Source organism: Prauserella aidingensis, assembly GCF_024171865.1.
Classification (GTDB): Bacteria; Actinomycetota; Actinomycetes; order Mycobacteriales; family Pseudonocardiaceae; genus Prauserella; species Prauserella aidingensis.
The window spans coordinates 168624-187928 of the sequence record NZ_JAMTCN010000008.1 but is presented as its reverse complement, the minus strand read 5'-3'; the positions used below and the strand labels follow the sequence as shown (position 1 = coordinate 187928).

At 70.7% G+C, this 19305-nt stretch carries 20 protein-coding genes and 1 pseudogene; 8 read left to right on the top strand and 13 right to left on the bottom strand.

What is annotated here, in order from left to right; genetic code table 11:
• Positions 1–344: pseudogene (locus tag LY13_RS11895) on the bottom strand (IS5/IS1182 family transposase); the annotation flags it as partial.
• Between the two features lie 230 nt (positions 345–574).
• On the opposite strand from LY13_RS11895, the gene LY13_RS26165 reads away from it, so the two are divergent.
• Positions 575–1213: a hypothetical protein gene (locus tag LY13_RS26165; RefSeq protein ID WP_372493813.1), complete on the top strand. Its 639-nt coding sequence runs from the start codon at positions 575–577 to the stop codon at positions 1211–1213.
• A 129-nt stretch (positions 1214–1342) separates the two neighbouring features.
• On the opposite strand, the gene LY13_RS11885 is transcribed toward LY13_RS26165, so the two are convergent.
• Positions 1343–1546 carry a cold-shock protein gene (locus LY13_RS11885; protein WP_009156738.1) on the bottom strand — a complete coding sequence of 68 codons (204 nt, stop codon included), beginning with the start codon at positions 1544–1546 and terminating at the stop codon, positions 1343–1345.
• A 417-nt stretch (positions 1547–1963) separates the two neighbouring features.
• Between LY13_RS11885 and LY13_RS11880 the strand changes: the two genes are divergently transcribed.
• On the top strand, positions 1964–3166 hold the full coding sequence (locus LY13_RS11880) for a L,D-transpeptidase (protein WP_253828440.1): 1203 nt from the start codon (positions 1964–1966) through the stop codon (positions 3164–3166).
• A 46-nt stretch (positions 3167–3212) separates the two neighbouring features.
• Here LY13_RS11880 and LY13_RS11875 read toward each other — a convergent pair whose 3' ends face one another.
• Positions 3213–3704 carry a DUF3558 family protein gene (locus LY13_RS11875; protein ID WP_253828439.1) on the bottom strand — a complete coding sequence of 164 codons (492 nt, stop codon included), beginning with the start codon at positions 3702–3704 and terminating at the stop codon, positions 3213–3215.
• 183 nt (positions 3705–3887) lie between these two features.
• Between LY13_RS11875 and LY13_RS11870 the strand changes: the two genes are divergently transcribed.
• Positions 3888–4481, top strand: coding sequence for a PaaI family thioesterase (locus LY13_RS11870; protein WP_253828438.1), 594 nt, complete (start codon positions 3888–3890; stop codon positions 4479–4481).
• Positions 4481–5632 carry a metallophosphoesterase gene (locus LY13_RS11865; protein ID WP_253828437.1) on the top strand — a complete coding sequence of 384 codons (1152 nt, stop codon included), beginning with the start codon at positions 4481–4483 and terminating at the stop codon, positions 5630–5632. Before LY13_RS11870 ends, LY13_RS11865 begins: the two co-directional genes overlap by 1 nt.
• Before the next feature lie 40 nt (positions 5633–5672).
• Here LY13_RS11865 and LY13_RS11860 read toward each other — a convergent pair whose 3' ends face one another.
• The 4 genes from LY13_RS11860 to LY13_RS11845 form a co-directional block, all read right to left on the bottom strand.
• Complete coding sequence (locus LY13_RS11860; RefSeq protein ID WP_253828436.1) at positions 5673–8240, bottom strand: serine/threonine-protein kinase; 2568 nt, start codon at positions 8238–8240, stop codon at positions 5673–5675.
• Between the two features lie 22 nt (positions 8241–8262).
• Positions 8263–9225 carry a glutamate ABC transporter substrate-binding protein gene (locus LY13_RS11855; RefSeq protein WP_253828435.1) on the bottom strand — a complete coding sequence of 321 codons (963 nt, stop codon included), beginning with the start codon at positions 9223–9225 and terminating at the stop codon, positions 8263–8265.
• A complete protein-coding gene (locus LY13_RS11850) occupies positions 9225–10637 on the bottom strand; it encodes a GlnX family signal transduction membrane protein (protein ID WP_253828434.1) in 1413 nt (470 codons plus the stop codon). Before LY13_RS11850 ends, LY13_RS11855 begins: the two co-directional genes overlap by 1 nt.
• Before the next feature lie 188 nt (positions 10638–10825).
• Complete coding sequence (locus LY13_RS11845) at positions 10826–11794, bottom strand: acyl-CoA desaturase (protein ID WP_253828433.1); 969 nt, start codon at positions 11792–11794, stop codon at positions 10826–10828.
• Positions 11795–12187: 393 nt separating this feature from the next.
• Between LY13_RS11845 and LY13_RS11840 the strand changes: the two genes are divergently transcribed.
• Positions 12188–12553: a hypothetical protein gene (locus LY13_RS11840; RefSeq protein ID WP_253828432.1), complete on the top strand. Its 366-nt coding sequence runs from the start codon at positions 12188–12190 to the stop codon at positions 12551–12553.
• Positions 12546–12977 (top strand): hypothetical protein, encoded by a 432-nt coding sequence (locus LY13_RS11835; RefSeq protein WP_253828431.1) that lies wholly within the window; start codon positions 12546–12548, stop codon positions 12975–12977. Before LY13_RS11840 ends, LY13_RS11835 begins: the two co-directional genes overlap by 8 nt.
• A gap of 280 nt (positions 12978–13257) precedes the next feature.
• On the opposite strand, the gene LY13_RS11830 is transcribed toward LY13_RS11835, so the two are convergent.
• From LY13_RS11830 to LY13_RS11810, 5 genes are all read right to left on the bottom strand, one after another.
• Positions 13258–13608, bottom strand: a complete 351-nt coding sequence (locus tag LY13_RS11830; protein WP_253828430.1) for a hypothetical protein — start codon at positions 13606–13608, stop codon at positions 13258–13260.
• A 273-nt stretch (positions 13609–13881) separates the two neighbouring features.
• Entirely contained in the window at positions 13882–14787 is a 906-nt protein-coding gene (locus LY13_RS11825; protein ID WP_253828429.1) for a M56 family metallopeptidase, read from the bottom strand.
• Positions 14784–15146: a BlaI/MecI/CopY family transcriptional regulator gene (locus tag LY13_RS11820; protein ID WP_308216313.1), complete on the bottom strand. Its 363-nt coding sequence runs from the start codon at positions 15144–15146 to the stop codon at positions 14784–14786. Before LY13_RS11820 ends, LY13_RS11825 begins: the two co-directional genes overlap by 4 nt.
• Positions 15147–15267: 121 nt before the next feature.
• Positions 15268–15741, bottom strand: coding sequence for an HtaA domain-containing protein (locus LY13_RS11815; protein WP_253828428.1), 474 nt, complete (start codon positions 15739–15741; stop codon positions 15268–15270).
• Between the two features lie 196 nt (positions 15742–15937).
• Positions 15938–16189 carry a metallothionein gene (locus LY13_RS11810; RefSeq protein ID WP_253828427.1) on the bottom strand — a complete coding sequence of 84 codons (252 nt, stop codon included), beginning with the start codon at positions 16187–16189 and terminating at the stop codon, positions 15938–15940.
• Positions 16190–16292: 103 nt separating this feature from the next.
• Between LY13_RS11810 and LY13_RS11805 the strand changes: the two genes are divergently transcribed.
• Positions 16293–16919, top strand: coding sequence for a DinB family protein (locus tag LY13_RS11805; RefSeq protein ID WP_253828426.1), 627 nt, complete (start codon positions 16293–16295; stop codon positions 16917–16919).
• Between the two features lie 149 nt (positions 16920–17068).
• A complete protein-coding gene (locus tag LY13_RS11800; protein ID WP_253828425.1) occupies positions 17069–17956 on the top strand; it encodes an SAM-dependent methyltransferase in 888 nt (295 codons plus the stop codon).
• Positions 17957–18044: 88 nt separating this feature from the next.
• Here LY13_RS11800 and LY13_RS11795 read toward each other — a convergent pair whose 3' ends face one another.
• Complete coding sequence (locus LY13_RS11795; RefSeq protein ID WP_253828424.1) at positions 18045–19055, bottom strand: NBR1-Ig-like domain-containing protein; 1011 nt, start codon at positions 19053–19055, stop codon at positions 18045–18047.
• Positions 19056–19305 lie beyond the last annotated feature (250 nt).

Here is a 19305-nt window from a genome sequence, read left to right as displayed (position 1 = left end):
CGGTCGGTCGGGATAAGCATTCCGTCCAGGGTCACATGACTGTCACCGCGTACAAGCCGTTCCCTGAGTACGTCGGGAAGATCGGGCGCTTGCGCGGCCAGCACATCGATGCCCTCGTGGATATACCGATAGCAGGTGGAGATGCCGCCGCCATTGTCTCGTGCCAGGCGCGCGACCTGTGTGGACTCACGAAACCAGCGCAGCACCAGAACCGCCTGGCTGAACACGCCCAGCGCCCGCCGGCCTCGACGTGTGCCCCGTTCACCCCGTTCGAGCAGCAACAACCGGGCCAGGTACTGGGCAAGTGCGCGCGGCACATCGAGCGTGGCACGATAAGTAATCACGTAGAGCCTCTGGTTCTCGGACTTGATCTTCGCAAATCCAGTCCTACCAGGGGCTCTACGCCTATCCACAGCCAGGCTTGACCCCAGCCGGTCGACGACAGCCAGCAAAGATCAACTTACCGAGAAAACCTCTCTGAACGGCAGAATACGAGCCGGGGTCGACCGTTACACGACGTGTCGGAAGCCACGTCCTCCCGCATCGCTGAGACACAACCGTTATCGTGGCGGTCGTGCCTAAACCTTCATTCGGACGGCTGTCCGGCCGCGGCAAATCCGGTGGGAAACGCCGGGACGACGCGGACACCGCCACGCCGCGCACCGCCGCACCGGCAGGCCGCGACGACACCGACGACCACGCCGCCGAGGACCAGGAGCTCTCGAGCTACCTCAAGGCCCTCGCCCCCGACAGCGACGTCGAGAGCACCGGCTCCGGCAGGAAGTTCGGCGAGGCGCAGGTCTACCAGTTGCGCATGACCCACGCCGCGGGCGAGCAGCTGACCGAGCTCGCCGAGGCGCGCGGCACGTCACCGCAGGCGCTCGCACTGGAATGGGTCCTCGAACGCCTCGCCTGGGAGGCGGGATCGGTGCCGCCCGGTAACGCCGAACCGGCCGCCCCCGGGCGACAGGACGCCGACCCCGCCTTTCCGGATCCGTACGACGCGCAGGCGGTGCCCCCTGGCCGCCACGCCGCGTCACCCGACGTTCCCGTCGGCCCCGGCGAGCACACCGACCCGCGCGGGCACGCCGTACCGCCCGTGGGTGCGGCACCGGCCCCACGGCACGCGGCAGGCCCCGGCCGTGTCGAGCCGGAGGCCCGCACGGACGAGCACTTCTTCGACCGCACGGACTGGGACGCTCCGCGCCACTGACCGCGCCGACCGGTCAACGCGCGACCGCTCGGACCGGCCGACTGCCCTCGAACGCAAGTGAGCCCCCGGCGACCTCGTCGCCGGGGGCTCACTCGTCAGTCAGTGAAAGTCAGTAGGTGACGCACGCCCTCAGAGAGCGCGAACCTTCTGAGCCTGGGGGCCCTTCTGACCCTGGCCGACCTCGAACTCCACTCGCTGGTTCTCCTCGAGGGTGCGGAAGCCGCGGCCCTCGATCTCCGAGTAGTGGACGAACACGTCGCCCTCTCCGCCGTCCTGGGCGATGAAGCCGAAGCCCTTTTCGGCGTTGAACCACTTCACAGTGCCTTGCGCCACCGTTTACTCCTCGTTGCTGTTGAGCTGGACCCCACCGCAGTGGGGCCCCGGCCGATCCGGACGGTTCCAACGAGGTTCTGCGAAAGAGCGCATGTCCGTCTCACGCCCCGCGTTAGAAGTTCCGCGAGTGTGAAGCCACGAACACGCAAAACAACGGCCGCCTCGTAGCCTACCCTGCCGCGGCCGTTTGGACAGCCCCGCACGCACGTTGGTCCGACCGGGCGGATCGGGGCCCGAACCGGTTTCGAAACGGTCCACACCGGCCATGTCACCTGGGTAGCCGCATGGTCACGGCAAGCGGCGAGCTGCACGTCCGAACCAACCAGCGAACTGTGATTGCCATCACTATTCTCGAATTCGTGGCGAAGACGCGGGGCTGACCGCGGACGTCGGGGATGTCGGAGGGGGCGGATCCACGTGACGGGGAGACAACCGACCGGGCCCGGTCGCAGATTCGCGCCGGTCGTCGCACTGGTGCTGACGGCGCTGCTCTGGCTGACGGCCTGCACCGGCGGCGCACCGCAACAGGGCAGCGCGGGCGCGCAGGGCGCCACGCCCGAACCCGCACCTGCGGCCGAGGTCAGCCTCCAGCCCGGGGACGGTGCCAAGGACGTCCGGCCGCGCGACGACGTGTCCGTGAGCGTCGAGCACGGCACGCTCAGCGACGTCACGCTGACCAACGGCATGGGCGAACAGGTCGAGGGTGAGCTCGCCGACGACGAACGCTCGTGGCAGGCCACCGAACGGCTCGGCTACGACAAGATCTACCGCTGGGCGGGCACCGCCACGAACGCGGACGGCGAGGAGGCCGAGGTCGGCGGGTCGTTCACCACGGTGAAGCCCGCCGCGATCCACGAGGCGCGACTCAACGTCGGCGACGGCGAGACCTACGGCGTCGCCATGCCGATCTCCATCACGTTCGACGAACCCGTCAAGAACAAGGCCGCGGTCGAACGGGCGCTGTCGGTCGAGACGTCGAACGCCACCGAGGGCGCGTGGGCCTGGCTCGAACTCGACACGGCCGTGCACTGGCGCCCCAAGGAGTACTGGAAGCCCGGCACCGAGGTGTCGGTCGACGCCGACCTGTACGGACTTCCGCTGGGCGACGGGGCGTACGCGAAGGAGGACCTGTCGTCGACGTTCACGATCGGTCGCCGACAGCTCGTCCGCGCCAACACGCAGACGCACCGGATGAAGGTGTTCGTCGACGGGCGACAGACGGCCGACTACCCGGCGAGCTTCGGTCTCGACTCGGACCCGGGGCGCGTCACGCGCAGCGGGACACACGTCGTGATGACCAAGCACCCCGAATACTACATGACCAACCCTGCCTACGACTACGAGGACTTCCGGGTCAAATGGGCCGTGCGGATCTCCAACAACGGCGAGTTCACCCACGCGGCCCCGTGGTCGGTCGGCAGTCAGGGCTACACGAACGTCAGCCACGGGTGCGTCAACCTCTCGCCCGCCGACGCCCTCGAGTACTACAAGCTCGCGCAGATGGGCGACCCGTTCGAGGTGCGGGGCAGCAGCGTGCCCCTCGGCCCCCGCGACGGCAACTACCACGACTGGTCGTACAGCTGGCCCGAGTGGACGTCGATGTCCGCGATCCAGGACTGACGGGCCGGCACGGCCCGCGCCGTTCGGTCGACCTGCGGCGCCCGGCTCACCAGCCGAGCTTCGTCAACGCGGCCCGGGCCGTCTCGGCGGCGACCTCGCAGTAGTGCTCACGCCCGCCGTCGACGTCGGCGCTGCGTACGTGCAGCTGCACGTACGCCGGGGCGGCCTTGACGTCCATGGCGCAGCTCAGTTCGGTTTCCGAGGTGATGTAGCCGGTGCGCTCACCGACCTCGACCGTCTTGTCGGTGTCGGTCACGATGTCCGGCGCGGGCGGCTGCCAGAGCCCAAGCGTGACTTCGCCGAAGTCACCGCTCTTCCACTCACAGGTCGGCCTGTCGGACTCGCTGGTGCGCTTCGGTGAGACCGAACCCGCCTCGTCACCCAGGTACGGCCTCAGATCCTGCTCGGCGAGCAGCGAACACGGATCCTCCTGCTGCCACGCGGCCTGCTCACCGGACGCCGACGCCGGTGCGCCTGCCGCCGAGTCGCCACCACCCGTGCCACACGCGGCGAGCCCGACCACTGACACCGCTGCCACCACCGCCACGACACGTCGAACTGCTCTCGTCACGATGTTCGAGTCCCCCGAAAGAGTGAAGACTTGCCGGACGTTCCGGCCGGAACAGGGTGCCAGCACGAGGCTGGCCGCGCAGCGGCGGTGTTCGCCACAGATCGGGGTCGGCGGGAGTGATCGTCGGCCCCGGCCGGATAGTTTGACCCGGTGAGCTCACGTACCGAGAACTGGCCGCCCGCCGACGCCGAGCCGGTCGGCCCGCACCCCGACGCCCCTGCCCCCGGCACCGAACTGTCCGAGCACTACGCCGAGTGCTTCGGCTGCGGCCACGAGGTCGAGTCGGGCCTGCACCTGCGGTCCGCGGTCGCCGACGACATGTCCGTCGTGTCGACGTTCACCGTGCGGAAGGACCACCAGGGAGCTCCCGGTCTGGCCCACGGCGGCCTGCTGGCGTGCGCGTTCGACGAAGCGCTCGGCTCGACGGTCGGCAACCTGCTCCGCACGCCGACCGTGACCGCCCGCCTCGAGACCGACTTCGTCCGGCCCGTGCCGGTCGGCTCGACACTGCACATCGCCGCCAGGCTCGACGGCCGCTCAGGCCGGAAGACATACGTCAGCGCCGAAGGCCGCCTCGACGCCGACGACGGCCAAGTCGCGCTGCGCGCCCGCGCACTGTTCGTCACCGTCGGCGTCGACCACTTCACCACGCACGGCGACCCCGACGCGATCGAGAAGTTCCGGCAGACCGCCGAGGCCGAGGCCGCGGCCGCCGAACAGCGGGGCTGGGACGTCAACCCCTGATGTTCGCCCTCGTCGTCTCCCTCGTGGTGGGGACGCTGCACCTGTACCCGTGGAAACGGATCGTCCTCGACAACACCACCCGCGGCACGCGCGGGCGACGAATCGGCAACGCGGCGTTCCTGACGCTGCTGCTCGTGATGATCACCGCACTCGCCACCGGAACGAGCGTCGACCCGGAGGTGGCGCAGTGGTTCGCCTGGCCCGGCTACCTGTGGCTGGCGGTGTTCTTCTACCTGACGCTGGCCCTGCTGGTACTGGAGATCCCGCGGCTCGCCCTGCGGCCGTGGGTGCGCCGCGACGCGGGCGAACCCCGCGACGGCGTCTCCCGCCGCACCCTGCTCACCCGCGGCTCGGCCGTCGCGGCGGGTGCCGTCGCGGTCGGCATCACCGGTTACGGCGTGTCCGTCGCGACGGGACCGCCGACGGTCACCCACGTACCGCTGCGGGTGCGGCGCCTCGACCCGCGCGTCGCCGGTTTCCGCATCGCGCTGATCAGCGACGTCCACCTCGGGCCGATCCTCGGGCGCGACCACACCCGCCGCATCGTCGACCTGGTCAACGCCGAGCGGCCGGACCTGGTCGCCATCGCCGGTGACCTCGTCGACGGCACCGTCGAGCACCTCGCCGACGCCGCCGCACCGCTCGCCGGGCTGCGCAGCACCCACGGCACCTACTTCGTCACCGGCAACCACGAGTACTACTCGGGATACCGGGAGTGGCTCGACCATCTGCCGCGGCTCGGCGTGCGCCCACTGCGCAACGAGCACGTCGACATCCGCCGCAGCGGTGGCGTGTTCCACCTGGCAGGCATCAACGACCACACCGCACACCAGTTCCAGGACCCGGGCGACATCCCCGCGGCGGTCCGCGGTCGCGACCCGCAGCAGGCGCTGGTCATGCTGGCGCACCAGCCGCGCGACGCCCGCGCCGCCGCCGACCACGGGGTCGACCTGCTGCTCGCGGGCCACACCCACGGTGGGCAGCTCTCGCCGTTCGAGCTGGCGGTGAGCCTGCAACAGGGCGCCGTCGCAGGCACCTACGACGTCGACGGCACCCGCATGTACGTCACGCGTGGCGCGGGTTTCTGGGGCCCGCCCGTGCGGGTCGGCGCGCCGCCGGACATCTCGGTCGTCGAGCTGCACCCGGCGTAGCGGCCCGCACGTCGCACGGCCCTGACCCGGTAAGGCCAGGTCAGGTCAGGGTACGCGGCCGCAGCGCGTTCGCCCTGTCGACGAGCTCGATGCGTTCGGCGGTCGTCGACACCAGGCGAGCCAACGACCTGTGATGCGTTTCGAGTCCGAACCGGACGTCCCGCTCCCGCAGCGCGCAGCCCAGCACCTGCGTGTGCTCGGACTCGGCGTTACCGCCCAGCCACTCCAGCCCGGCCGACAGCACCTCGATGGCCAGCCGCGTCCGCCGCTCGGCGTCCAGGTTCAGCCGCTCCAGCCGCCCGCCCGCGTCGGCGAGGTCGGCCTCGGTCACCTGCTTCCCCGCGAGAGGCGTGATCTTCACCTTGATCGCCGCCAGCTGTGCGGGCACGTGATGCGTCGAGGACGCAGGCACCGATTCGAGCACCTCGATCGCGCTCGCCCGCGCACCCTGCGCCAGGTACACGCGCGCCAGCCCGAACGCCGCACTCACGTACGACCGGTCGGTGCGCCACACCAGCTCGTACAGCCGCGACGCGGTGAAGTATTCGCCGGTCGCCTCCGCACTGAAGGCCATCGCGAGCTTCGGCGCCGTCTCACCCGGCAGTTCGTCGTACACCGTGTCGAACGCGACGTGCGCGACGCGCGCGCGCCCACCCGCGAGCTCGATCAGCCCGCGATACCAGTCGATCCGCCAGTCGTGCGGGAATCCCGCCTTGATGGCGAGGTACTGCGCCGCCTGCAACTGCCGATTCGCCTCGGCCAGCTCGCCCAGTTCGATCCGCGCGCGCACCACCCGCAGCCGCACCTCGATGGACTCCCGCGGAGCGCCGGCCAGGGCTTCGATCGCCGCCCGCGGGTCCGCACCGAGCGTCGCGGCGAGCACACCCGCGCCGGCGTCGTCGGTGTCGACCTGCGGCACCGGCAGTCCCGACACCACCTCGACCGGATCGGGCAGCGGCACGTCCTGCCCACGCTCGGGCACCACCATGTCCACGCCGAACGTGTTCGTCTCCGGACCGAACACAGTGGACTGTCCGGGGCGCGGCTTTCCGGTCCCGAGCGCCATGATCTCGCGCAGCACACCCGTCAGCTGGTCGGCCATCTCCTCGGCGGAGACGAACCGGCGCGCCGGGTCGGTGTGCGTCGCACGGCGCAGGAACCGGTAGTACGAACCGAACAGCTTGAACAGCGGAACGTCGTCCTGACTCGGCAGCGTCGTCTTGAACTTCGTGGTGTAGCCGGTGAACTCGAAGCTCAGCACCGCGAGCGTACGGCCGACGGTGAACAGGTCCGAGGCCACGGACGCGCCGTCGCTCGCCAGCTCCGGCGCGCTGTACCCGCTCGTGAAGAACAACGGGCTGCTGTAGTCGTCCATGCGCCGCACGGCGCCCAGGTCGATGAGCTTGAGCTGGTCGCCGGTCTGGATGACGTTGTCAGGCTTCAGGTCGCAGTACAGCAGGCCCTGGTTGTGCAGGTAGCCCAGGGCGGGAAGGATTTCCAGCCCGTAGGCGATGACCTGCCCGATCGGCAACGGCTCGGCACGCCCGCTCTCGCGGTGGTGGTCGAGCGCGAGCTGGCGCAGCGACTGCCCACCGACGTACTCCATCACGATGTAGTCGACGGCCCCGCCGGTGTCCGGATCGGGATGCTGCACGAAGTTGTAGATCTTGACGATGTGCGGGTGCTCGACCTCGGCGAGGAACCGCTTCTCGTTGACGGCCGCCGCCATGGCGGTCGCGTCACCCGTGTTGATCAGTCCTTTGAGGACGACCCAGCGGCCGTCGACGTTGAGGTCGCGGGCGAGGTAGATCCAGCCCAGCCCGCCGTAGGCGAGCGCGCCGAGTACCTCGTACTGCCCACCGACGAGGTCACCCGGTTGCAGCTTCGGTACGAACGAGAACGGCGTGCCGCACTTGTCGCACGTGCCCTGCGGCGCACCCGGCCCGCCGTCCGAACCCCGCCCGACCTTCGCGTTGCAGCTGCTGCAGAACCGCTTCGACTCCGACACCATCGGGTCGGACAGCACCGCCTCGGCCGGGTCCCGGTAGGGCACCGGCGGCACCTCGACCATGCCTGCGCCCAGCCTGCCGCGCGTCGACGTACGTGACGAGGACCGCCGCGACGTCCGCGGGAAGGCGCCACCGGCCGTGCCCGCACCCGATCCGGTCCACGGGCCGCTGCCGCTGCCCGTTCCGCTGCCGGTACCGCGACCGGTGCCGGCACCCGTTCCGGGGCCACTCCCCGGACCACTCGCCGGACCGCTCCCGGGGCCGCTGCCCGGGCCGCTCCCGGGCGCGCTGCCGGGACCGCTCGTGTATCCGCTGGGCGGGCCCATTCCGTCGCTCGGATCGTCCGATTCGGACGGCGGGGCGGGCGGCATGACGAGTTCCGTACCCGGCGCCTGATCGAGCGCACTCGTCGGCATCGGCTCGTTCGGCCCGCCGGGCCCCTGCGCGATCCGCGGGCCGTGGCCGTCGGCACCGCTTCCGTCGGGTGCGGCGTGCCGGGGCGTGCCACCGTTCGGCGCCGCAGGCGCGACGTACTGCGTGTGCTGCTCGTCGTCCCCGTCCGGCGCCGCGTGGCGAGGACGGCGTGGCTCGTCGGTCACAGGTTGCCTCCTCGGTTCACGGTCACCGGTACTGCGGGTTCGGCGGGCTCTGGTTGCCGAGCACCCGCTGCAACCCCCAGTGCCGGAACCGGTCGCGCCACCGGTTCTGTCGGAAGTCCTCGAGCGTCGCGTTGACGAAGCGCACCATGTCCTCGTTGCCCTTCGGGATGCCGACGCCGTAGAGCTCCTCCGACAGCGGCGGCCCGACCACGCGCGTCGACGGGTCCTCCTCGGTCATCCCCGCGAGGATGGTGTCGTCGGTGGAGATCGCCGAGACCTGGCCCTGTTGCAACAGCACGAGGCAGTCCGTCCAGTTGTTGGTCACCACGGGCTTCGGCTTCGGTTTCGCCTCGGCGAGCCGGTTCACCGACGTCGAGCTGCCCGCCGCGCACACCTTCTTGCCGCCCAGCTGCGAGATGTTCTCGATCCCGGACTTCTCCGTGACCAGCACCCGTTGCGCCGCCTCGAAGTACACCGACGAGAACGCGACCTTCTGCAACCGCTCGCACGTCACCGAGTACGTCCGCACGACCACGTCCACGTCGCCGTTCTCGAGAACCGTCTCGCGCTCCGCCGAGTTGATCGCCTTGAAGCGGATCGTGTTGGGGTCGTAGGTGCCGAAGATGTCGTGAGCGATCTCCTTCACGACGTCGATGTCGAATCCTTCGAGCTCACCGGTGTGCGGGTTGCGGAAACCCCACAGGTTCGTGGCCTGGTCGACACCCGCGATGAGGTAGCCGCGCTTCTTGATGGCGTCCATCGTGGACCCGGGCGGGATCGAGCCGTTCGGCCGCAGGCTCTGCCTCGGGTTGCAACTCGGCGCGTTCGACCCGCCCTGCTCGATCTTCCCCGACACGTCGGTGTCCGCGGGCATCGGACGCTGCGCCGATCCGACCGGCGCGGGGTCGACCGGCGTGCCCGCGGAGCCACACCCGGCCAGCAACGTCGCCACCAGAGCCCCGGCGAGCCATGTCCAGCGTTTCATCAGCGGTACTCCCGGAGACGTTCACGGATACCGAGGATCGAGCCCAGCATCGCCACCAGCGACAGCACGGCGAACCCGGGCGAGAGCAGCGTCAGCGCCCGTGAAGCGTTGGTCGTGTCGTCGAGGAACAGCTGCCTGCTGTCGGCGATGCCCCTGGCCAGGTCGCTGTCGAGGCGGGTGAACGCGGCCGTCGCGCCCTCGTCGCCCTCGGTCTGGATGGCGAGTTCGACCGCGTCCTCGTAGCGGCCACCGTTGTCGAAGTTGCGCACCTGGCCGTGAACCTCGCGCCACGCGCCGGCGCTCCGCACGGCCGCCTCGACGTGGTCCGCAGCGGGGAGCCCCTCGGTGCCGTCCCTGGCCTCGCCGAGGAGCCCGCCGTCGCCGTTCGGACCGGACAACCGGCGGATGGAGGACCGGTACTCCTCCTCGTAGGCCGTGCCGTTGCCGCGGGCGAGCAGCGTCAACGTCTCGTCGGCGCGCGCCTGCAGCGCCGCGATCCGGGCCCGCACCATGACGTCGGTCTGCTCGGTGCCGGACGACCGGCCGCTGCCGACGAGCACGCTCTGGAACGTGACCGCCACGGCCGCCCACAGCACCGCCACGCCCACGGCGATCGTCGCCACGAGCAGGCCGACGTTGAGGACGCGGTTCGTGCGGCGCTTGATGTACACCTGCGTGACGATCAGCGCCGCCAGCAGCGCCAGCGCCAGCAGCCCCGTCAACCAGGGCACGGACTCGGCGTCGTCCTGTTCCTCCGAGAGGCGTTCGACCTCGATCTCGTACAGCGTCTTCGCCGCAGGCAGGATCTCCGATCGCATGAGCTGCGACGCCTCGGCGAGGTACGCCGCACCGACGGGGTTGCCCTGCCTGCTGTTCGTGCGCGCGGTCTCGACGAGCCCGGTGTAGACCGGCAGCTGCCGGGACAGCACGTCGACCTGCGACACGGCCTGGGGGTTGCCCGCCGATGCGCTCGCCGCCTTCGCGAGCGCGGCACCCGCACGGGCGATGTCGACGTCGTAGCGGTCCCTCAACGCGTTGCCGTCCGAGGCCGCGTCCAGCAGCGTGCCCGCAGCCGTGGCGTCGGCGTCCGAGAGGGAGCGGTACACCTCCTGCGCGGCGGCCGTCAGCGGCTCGCGGTGGTCGGCGAGCCCGTCGATCGTCGACTTGCGCTCGCCGAGCTGGATGCCCGCCACCGTGCCCGCCAGCAGCGCGAGCAACACGAGGCCGACGCCGATCAGGGTCAGGCGTCCCGGTGTCGTCCCCGCCGATCGACGCAGCCCGTGCACCGCAGCACTCGGGAGCCGCACCAACCACGCGAACCCGGAGCGTCCCCCGCGCGGCTCACCCGCGGGTTCCGGCCCGGACGCCGATTGCCGCTCGTCCGGACCGTGACGCGTCACGGTGCTCGTCATCGTCCCTCCACCCAGTTCGCCTGCCGCGCACGACCGTAGCCGAGCCACCCCTCCCGCAGGTCACGGACCGGTGCAACAAACGAAGATCGTGAAGATGTCGTATCACGAGCGGCGGCGGTGTCCGACCCGTCCCACCCGAAACGACGACCAGGCCGTGACGGGTGGGACGGGCAGGCGGACGAGCGGGACTACTGGGCCAGCCGGGTGAGGCGGGACGCGCTCGGCCAGCGGACCTTCGTGGCCCAGCCGAACTTCTCGAAGAGCCAGATCACCCGCGCGGAGATGTCGAGCTGACCGCGCAGCACGCCGTGCCGAGCGCAGGTCGGGTCGGCGTGGTGCAGGTTGTGCCAGGACTCGCCGAACGAGAAGATCGCCAGCGGCCAGAAGTTCGCGGCCTTGTCCCTGCTGCCGAACGGCCGTTCACCGATCATGTGGCAGATCGAGTTCACCGACCACGTCACGTGGTGCAACAGGCCGATCCGCACGAGACCGGCCCAGAACAGCGCCGTCACGCCGCCCCACACCGACCACGTGATGAGCCCGCCGAGCAACGCGGGCAGCAGGAAACTCGCCAGCACCCACACCGGGAAGAGCCGGTCTACGGTGCGGATGTCGCGGTCGCCCGCGAGGTCGGGAGCGAACCGCTCGACGTTCGTGATCTCGCGGTCGAACAGCCAGCCCATGTGCGCGTGCCAGAAGCCCTTCGCGAGCGCGGCGGGCGACGTGCCGTACCGCCACGGCGAATGCGGGTCACCCGCACGATCGGAGAACGCGTGGTGCCTGCGGTGGTCCGCCACCCACGTCGTCACCTGACCCTGCGCCGACATGCTGCCCGCGATCGCCAGCGCGATCCGCAACGGTCGGGCCGCCTTGTACGAACCGTGCGTGAACAACCGGTGGTACCCGGCCGTCACGCCGAGCCCGCTGACGACGAAGAACGCCGCGCCGATCGCGACGTCGATCCAGCTCAACCCCCATCCCCACGCGAACGGCACCGCCGCGGCGATCGCCACCAGCGGCGCGATGACGAACACCTTCACGGTGACGTGCTCGGGCAGGGACGTGCGACCGGACGTGATCGGTTTCGGGCGACGGCCGCCTGCGGTTCCGGAGGTTTCCGTATCGGTGGCGGGAGGGGACGTGGAAGCAGAGGACATTGACACCTCGTGTTGGTTTCGACCGGCGGGCGGCGTGGCTGTGCCGACTCGCGGCTGACGCCTCGATTCGGCGGCCTGCGGCCGCTCCTCGGACGTGCGTGGCGGAACAGAGTTACGTCGATGAGCCGACCCCCACTCGGCTGCGATGACAGACCCGCGGGTCGCGGGCTGAGCGCCGGGCTGGGGGCTCCGATCTATCGGGGTCGTGTGGGAAAGGTGCCCGGCCGTCTGCCGTCGACGCTACCGGAGGAACCGTCCCGTGACCATGTCGTCGCACCGGCCCCTCGGGGGACCGAGCCGCCGTGGCGGGCACCGTCCCGGCTCGCACCGGCCGCGGAACGGCCGTCCGCACGCGGGTCGTAGACTACGAGCGGTAGTAACCGTGGAGGTCCGGTGATCACTGGCTATGCGATCGCGGTGTCCGCCTGCGCGGCGGGCGTCGCGATCTGGGCGTTCGTCCTCGTCGTACTGCACCGCGAGCCGGAGAAACCGCTGCTCATGGGCGTCGGTGCGATCGAGGCGCTGCTCGCTGTCCAGGCCGTGATCTCGGTCGTCATGTTGATCGGCGGCGGCGAGCCCGGCAGCATGCTCACGTTCCTCGCCTATCTTGTCGGCTCGCTGCTCGTGCTGCCGCTGGGCACCGTGTGGGCACTCGCCGAACGCACCCGTTCCAGTACCGCGATCCTCGGCGTGCTCTGCCTGACCATCCCGGTGTTGCTGCTGCGCATGGTCGAGGTGTGGGGCGGAGCCAGTGCCTGACCAGCCCTCGCGCCCGCAGAGCTCCGGGGCCGACCGGCCCGCGACCGCCAGTGGCCCCGGCCGCGTACTGATCGTCGTCTACGCGATCTTCGCCGTCGGCGCGACGTCCCGCGCCGCCGTGCAGATCGCCACCCGCTTCGACGAGGCCCCGGTGCCGTACGCGCTGTCGGCGTTCGCGGCGGTGGTCTACGTGCTCGCGACGGTCGCACTCGCCCGCACCGGCAGGGCGTGGTGGCGGGTGGCGCTGGTCTCGTGCTCGGTGGAGATGACCGGCGTGCTGGTCGTCGGGACGTTGAGCGTGTTCGACCGCGCCGCCTTCCCCGACGCCACGGTCTGGTCGAACTTCGGCATGGGCTACCTGTTCATCCCGCTGGTGCTGCCCGTGATCGGCCTGCTCTGGCTACGCCGGACCCGACCCGCCTGACGCACCTCCTGTCGCCGGTTCGACCCCTCGACCCGCCGCAGCCCGTGTTGCAGGTTCCGGGCGCCGTGTTGCGGATTCCGGAGGCCGTGTCGCGGATTCCGGGCGCCGTGTTGCGTATCCCGGGGCCCGTGTTGCGGATTCCGGAGGCCGTGTTGCAGTCCACGGGCAGACGTTGCCGGCTGGAGAGCGCAGCTTCCGCTCCGACGCGGGGCGTGGGGCTCGCGCCGCGGCGCCGGTCGTCGCACGGGACGTACCGGCACCTGACGACGCGGCCGGTGGCTCACACCCACATCGCGGCGATCACGACGTTGAGCAGCGTGGCGGCGGTGAGGCCGTAGAAGACGTTCTTCCCGGCGTCGGGACGGCGCCACACGATGTGCGCCAGCACGAGCACCGCCACGGCGACGACGAGCTTGACGCCGATCTTCATGTGGTTGACCTCGCCGCCCACGAGGCCCGCCGACGCGATTCCGGCGAGCGCGAGTCCCGTGACGACCTGGGCGCTCGCACCCCACAGCATGATCTTGCCCGCCCGCTCGGCGGGGCCGACCCAGCGCACGACGATGCCGCTCACGAGATACGCCATGCCGAGCAGGTGCGTCACGACGAGGAGGTTGTAGACGATGTCCATGCGCGGAACTTACTACATTTTGTCGTATTAACGGCAAGAGGGACGCGGCAACGACGGAACGAAGGGTGGGCGGGCGCGTAGCTGGACGCCGGGCAGGCGGGCACGAGGGGAGATTTCGGCGCGTTCACCCGCCAACCCGGCCACCACCCCTCACCGGCACGAGGGGAAGGTTCGGCGCTCCCACCCGCCGGCCCGGCCACCGCCCCTCACGGACACGCTGACGCGTGGCTGTGTTCAACGCGACCAAGGTGCCCCAAGGGCATGCGCGGTGGGCTACAGCGGGACGGCGAACAGGGACAACGACGTCGCCAGCGCCGCCACGGCGACCGCGCACGCCAGCGGCCACGCGAGCGGCAGCCTGCCGCCGTCGGGATTGCGCAACCTGCTGATCCGCGCCGACACCGGCGCGTCGACCACCGCCAGGGCGCCCGCGGGCGTACCGCCGACGTTGCCGTTCGCACGGAACCGCTCCAGGGCGCTCGCCAGCGGTTCGCGGCCGCGCGAACGCGCCGCACGGTCGTCGGCGCACATCTCGACGAGCAGCTCGATCGTCGAGCACACCCGCGTCAGCAGGGAGCTGCTGGGCAGCAACCGCCGCAACGCCTGGAACGGCGCGACCACCAGGTGGTGCCGTTCCCGCGCGTGTGCGCGCTCGTGGGCGAGCACGGCGTCGAGCTCCTCGTCGGTGAGCAGTCGTCGCGCGCCCGCGCTGACGACGATGTGCGGGGTGCGACCGGGCAGGCAGTACGCCACGGCGACGGGGTGGTCGACGACGAGCGCTTCCCGGCCCTGTTCCTCGGACTCCTGCGTCGCGACGAGCTGCAGCAACAGCCTGTGCCGAGCCCGCGCGCGAGCCGTGCTGCGCAGGCACAACAGTTGGTTGACGATCAGCCAGCCCCCGACCGTCAGGCCGAGCGCGACCGCGCCGAGATGCCAGAGGTCGAGCTCCTGGAAGCGCCACGGAAGGTCGACCAGCGCGGGCAGCAGTCCCCGTCCGAACGGTTCGAGACCGAAGGAGAGCAGAGCGCCGACCACCGACACGATCAACGCCAGCGAGCTGAGCTGCCACAGCACCAGCGCGGCGCGCGGGTGCGAGTGGGTCCAACGTCCGCGCAGCAGCCAGAGCGACACGAGCACGGCCGCTGTGCCCGCTGCGAGGTGGTGCACGGCCAGAGTCACGGCGACTCGCCCCGTTCGAGCGCCTTGCGCAGGGCATCGGCCTCGTCGTTGGTCACCGACTGGGCGAACCGCACCAGCGCCGAGTCACGGTCGCCGGTCATCTCCAGCGCCTCGAGCATCAGTTCCGCGACGTACTCCTCGCGGCTCGCCGCCGGCGCGTACAGCCACGCACGCCCGGACCGCTTCCTGCGCACGACTCCCTTCGCCGCCAGCCGGGTCAGCACGGTCATGACGGTGGTGTACGCCAGGCCGCGGTCGGCCAGTTCCTCGTGGACGGCACGCACGGTGGCGGGTTCGGCCCGCGCCCAGAGCACCTCCATCACCGCGCGCTCCAGTTCACCCAGCTTCGCCACGTCCACCCTTTCTCCGTGAGTCCACTGGAAATTCAACCATGACCCGTTCGACCACGGGACGGACTTGTGACCCGTTCGGCGGGGAGACGATCGGCGGGTGGGCGTGTCGATGCAGGTCATGGGCGGTTCATTCCGCGGGCACGGCGAAGGTGACGGGGTCGAGCGGCTGGCCCGCCGCGTACTGCTCGTTGAACAGCTCGACGCCCTGCTCGGTGAGCTTCGCGGGGACGTCGGACCACACTCGAAGCCCCTCGGCGGTGACGGGTTCGGCGGGTTCGAGGGTGGCGAGTGGCATGCGCTTCGAGGTGTCCGGCCAGTGTTCGACGTCGACGACCGACAGCACCGCGCCGTCGGAGGTGAACTCGACCCACGGGTCTTTCAGCATCACGAACAGCAGGCCGGCGTGACCGACGAGCCGGACGTCGCCCTGGAAGCGCAGCACGGAGCCGTCGGCCGGGCCGGCGGGCTCGAAGTGGAAGAAGCTGCCGTCGACGACGGATCCGCCGTCCTTGGCGCCGCACCCGCCGTCACGGAGGCGTGACACGTAGGCCACGAAGCTGCGTTTCAGACCCCAGGTCAGCCCCTGCTCCGGGACACCCACGCGACCTCCTCGTCACTGCGGCACGGCCGAACCGGGCGTGACGGTACGGGATCACGCCGTGGAGTGACCAGCGTTCGCGAGCTCGTTCACGTCGGACACGCCGAAGGGCGCGGCGGCCGGGTGAGCCCGCCGGTGTCCTCCCCACCACGGCGGGGCTCACCCGGGTCCGTCGCCGCTCACGCGGTGCCGTTGCCGCTCACGCGGTGCCGACCGCGTCCTGAAGTTCCGCTCCGGCGCCGGTCGCCGTGCGGGCGCAGTGGGCGCAGCAGAAGAACCGGCCGTCGACCGACACCCCGTGGCCGATCACCCGGCACCCGCAGTGCTCGCACACGGGCGCCAGCCGGTGGATCGCGCATTCGAACGAATCGAAGACGTGCTCGCCGCCGTCCTGGGTACGGACCTCGAACGCCAGCTCGTAGTCGTTGCCGCATACCTCGCAGGAGGCCATGGCCGCTCCTTCCATCGGATCGTGCAGGCACGCATAGGCGTTCCCGCATACGTCGTGGGAAAACCCGTCGGCCACAGTCGTGATCGCGGCTAGGCTCAGCGCGATGAGCGACCGGACCCCGGACCCGGCCCCGAACGACCGAGCGCCCGAGACACAGGCCGAAACACTGCGGCGGTACCTGCAGCAGGCACGGGACGCGCTGCTGTGGAAACTCGGCGGCCTCGGCGAGTACGACGTGCGCAGGCCGCTCACGCCGACCGGAACGAACCTGCTCGGTCTGGTCAAGCACGCCGCGGGAGTCGAGTTCGGCTACTTCGGCGAACCCTTCGGCCGCGACCCGCAGGGCGCTCCCGCGTGGCTCGACGAGGCGGACACCGATCCGCTGGTCGACATGTGGGCACGGCCCGACGAGTCCCGCGAGGACGTCGTCGCCCTCTACCGCGCCGCGTGGGCCAACACCGACGCCCTGCTCGCCGAGGCCGACCTCGCCGTCCGGGCGCAGATCCCGCACTGGCCTGCGCACCGCAACCCGGTGACGCTGCACCAGCTCGTCGTCCACCTCATCGTCGACCTCCAGCGGCACGCCGGGCACGCCGACATCCTCAGGGAGCAGCTCGACGGCGCGGTCGGCTACACCGCGTCCGCGCCGAACCTGCCGCACACCGACGACGCCGCATGGCGGGACCACGTCGCGAAGCTCGAGGAGGCGGCCTCCAGGTTCCGGCCCTGACCTCGGCCGGCGCCTGCCCGGCGAGCGAGTGCGGATTCGCTACTCCGCGTAGTCACCCTCGGCGGTGACACCGCTCCCACGCCCTCGGTATGGTGACCGGCGCCGACGTAACGATCCGAACACCGTATGTAACCACAGTGGGGGTCCCCATGTCGTCCGACTCCGACACCGGAGCCGCACCGGCCGCAGGAAGGGTCCGCGGCGACCGCGGCATCGACCAGGCGAGCGCGATCATCGACCCGGACGTGCCGAGCACGGCCAGAGCCTACAGCGCGCTGCTCGGCGGTAAGGACGTCTACGAGAGCGATCGCAAGATCGTCGCCGCGCTCGAGCACGCCTTCGGCGACCCCCAGGCGGCGGCACGGACGAACCGGCAGTGGCTCATCCGCGTGGTGCGCTGGCTGAGCTCGACGCAGGGCATCAACCAGTTCCTCGACTGCGGTTCCGGACTGCCCGAGGCCGAGAACGTCCACGAGGTCGCGCAGCGGTACAACCCGGAGGCCAGGGTCGTCTACAACGACAACGACCCCACCGTGCTCGCCTACGGCCGCGCACTGCTGGCCGAGAACGAGCACACCGCGTTCGTCGGCGAGGACTTCCGCGACCCGCAGAAGGTGCTCGGTTCTCCCGAGGTCCAGCAGCTGATCGACTTCGACGAGCCCGTCGCGATGATCCACTGCTTCTCGCTGCACCACTTCCCGGACGAACCCCGCGCGGTGAAGGACATCCTCGACGAGTACATGGCGGCGCTGCCCAGCGGCAGCTACCTGGCGCTCACCCACATCACGTACCCGCGCCCCGAGAACGACCCGACGGGCCGCGCCGCCGAGATCTGCGACGAGATCCGCGACCGCATCCGCTCCCTCGGCATGGATTCCGGCTACTGGCGTGACTACGACCGCGTGCTGTCGTACTTCGACGGCATGGAGATGGTGCCGCCGGGACTGGTCCGTACCGCCGAGTGGTGGCCGTCCGGGCCGCCACGGCTGACCGAACTCGACGACGTCATGTTCGGTGGGGTCGCCCGCAAGCCGTGACGCCGAGTCCGTCCGGCACCACGCCGCCAGCCGCGGCACGACACCGCCGTCCGCCCGGCACCACGCCGCCACCGGGCCGGATCCACCGTCAGTCGCTCGGCCCCGAAGAACCTGCGCGGACGTGCACGAGGAAGTACGCGGGCCGGTACTCGGGCAGCAGCTGCCGCCCGGTGTGGTCGACCATCTTCCAGTGCACCTTGCAGGTCGTCGGCTCGCCGGCCGCCGTCGCGGTCACCGGCACCTTCACCTTCTCCCCGGGCGCCGTGTCGGCGATCCGGACGCGGTCGGGTGCCGTGCAGTGGCGCGGCCCCGTTTCGTGGTCCATCCGCTGCAGGTAGCGGCCCTTCCAGTGGACCGTGCCGACGTTGTGCAGTTCGAACGTCCTCGTGAAGCGCTGCTCCGGCGCGACCACGGCGCCGTCCTGGATGCCGAGGTCCCGGGAGAGCGTGCTGGCGTCGCCCTCGTGGACGGGTTCGGTCAAGGCGGCGGGCTCGGGAGGACCGCTCGCCGCGCCACCGGTCGCCTGCTTGTCACCGGCCTCGGCACGGCCGTCGTCGCCACCCAGCGCCCGCAGCCCCACCACGACCAGCCCCACCACGACCGCGGCCACCACGAGCACCGCCAGCGGCACGGCGAGCCAGCGCCGCCGGGAAGACCCGGTCCGCACCGGTGACGGGACGTTCGAACCATCCGGGCCTCGGCCGTCCGCCGACGCGCCGACACCCGCGTGCTCGGCGGTCGCGTGCTCGGCGGTCGCGGCACCGGTCTGGACGGCGCTGTCTTCACCGGCCGTGACACCGTCCTCGGTGTTGTCCGCGGGGTCCGGCAGTTCGCCCGACAGCACGGCCTTGGTGCGCCGGTACCGCGAGCACCACTCCGCCTCGTCGCCCCCGCAGGCGCGCACGAACTCCCGCACCGTCTCCCACGGCTGCAACCGGCGCCCGGTCACGGTCAGGTGGAGCGTCGCGTGCGACACCGCGCCGGAGAGCTCGGCCATCTTGCGGAAGGACGGATTTCCCGCCTGCTGTCTGAGTCTCTTCAGCTCCGCCACGAACTCGTCGAGCGCAGGCGGCCGCTGCTCACCTTCGGCGTCGGACACGGCTTCGGTCCTCCTCCTTCTCGAACATCTGCGAGTGTGACGCCGGCTACGCCGTGGCGGTTGCGGATCCGTCGAAACAGGCCGCCGGAACACCCGTCCGGACGCATGGCCCGTCACACGAATCCGCGCCGCGCCCGCCGTACCTCTCCGCCTGTCATACGGCGCTGAACTGCCCTTTCAACATCCGACGGCACGGTGTCGGGAGTGTCAACCGGTGTCATACGGCGTCAGAAGGATCGCCCAACACGTT

Excerpts from the sequence above, each read along its gene's own strand:
- LY13_RS11865 (WP_253828437.1), top strand. The coding sequence starts at position 4,481 with ATGTTCGCCCTCGTCGTCTCCCTCGTGGTGGGGACGCTGCACCTGTAC.
- LY13_RS11855 (WP_253828435.1), bottom strand. The coding sequence starts at position 9,225 with ATGAAACGCTGGACATGGCTCGCCGGGGCTCTGGTGGCGACGTTGCTG.
- LY13_RS11850 (WP_253828434.1), bottom strand. The coding sequence starts at position 10,637 with ATGACGAGCACCGTGACGCGTCACGGTCCGGACGAGCGGCAATCGGCG.
- LY13_RS11845 (WP_253828433.1), bottom strand. The coding sequence starts at position 11,794 with ATGTCCTCTGCTTCCACGTCCCCTCCCGCCACCGATACGGAAACCTCC.
- LY13_RS11830 (WP_253828430.1), bottom strand. The coding sequence starts at position 13,608 with ATGGACATCGTCTACAACCTCCTCGTCGTGACGCACCTGCTCGGCATG.
- LY13_RS11810 (WP_253828427.1), bottom strand. The coding sequence starts at position 16,189 with ATGGCCTCCTGCGAGGTATGCGGCAACGACTACGAGCTGGCGTTCGAG.
- LY13_RS11805 (WP_253828426.1), top strand. The coding sequence starts at position 16,293 with ATGAGCGACCGGACCCCGGACCCGGCCCCGAACGACCGAGCGCCCGAG.
- LY13_RS11800 (WP_253828425.1), top strand. The coding sequence starts at position 17,069 with ATGTCGTCCGACTCCGACACCGGAGCCGCACCGGCCGCAGGAAGGGTC.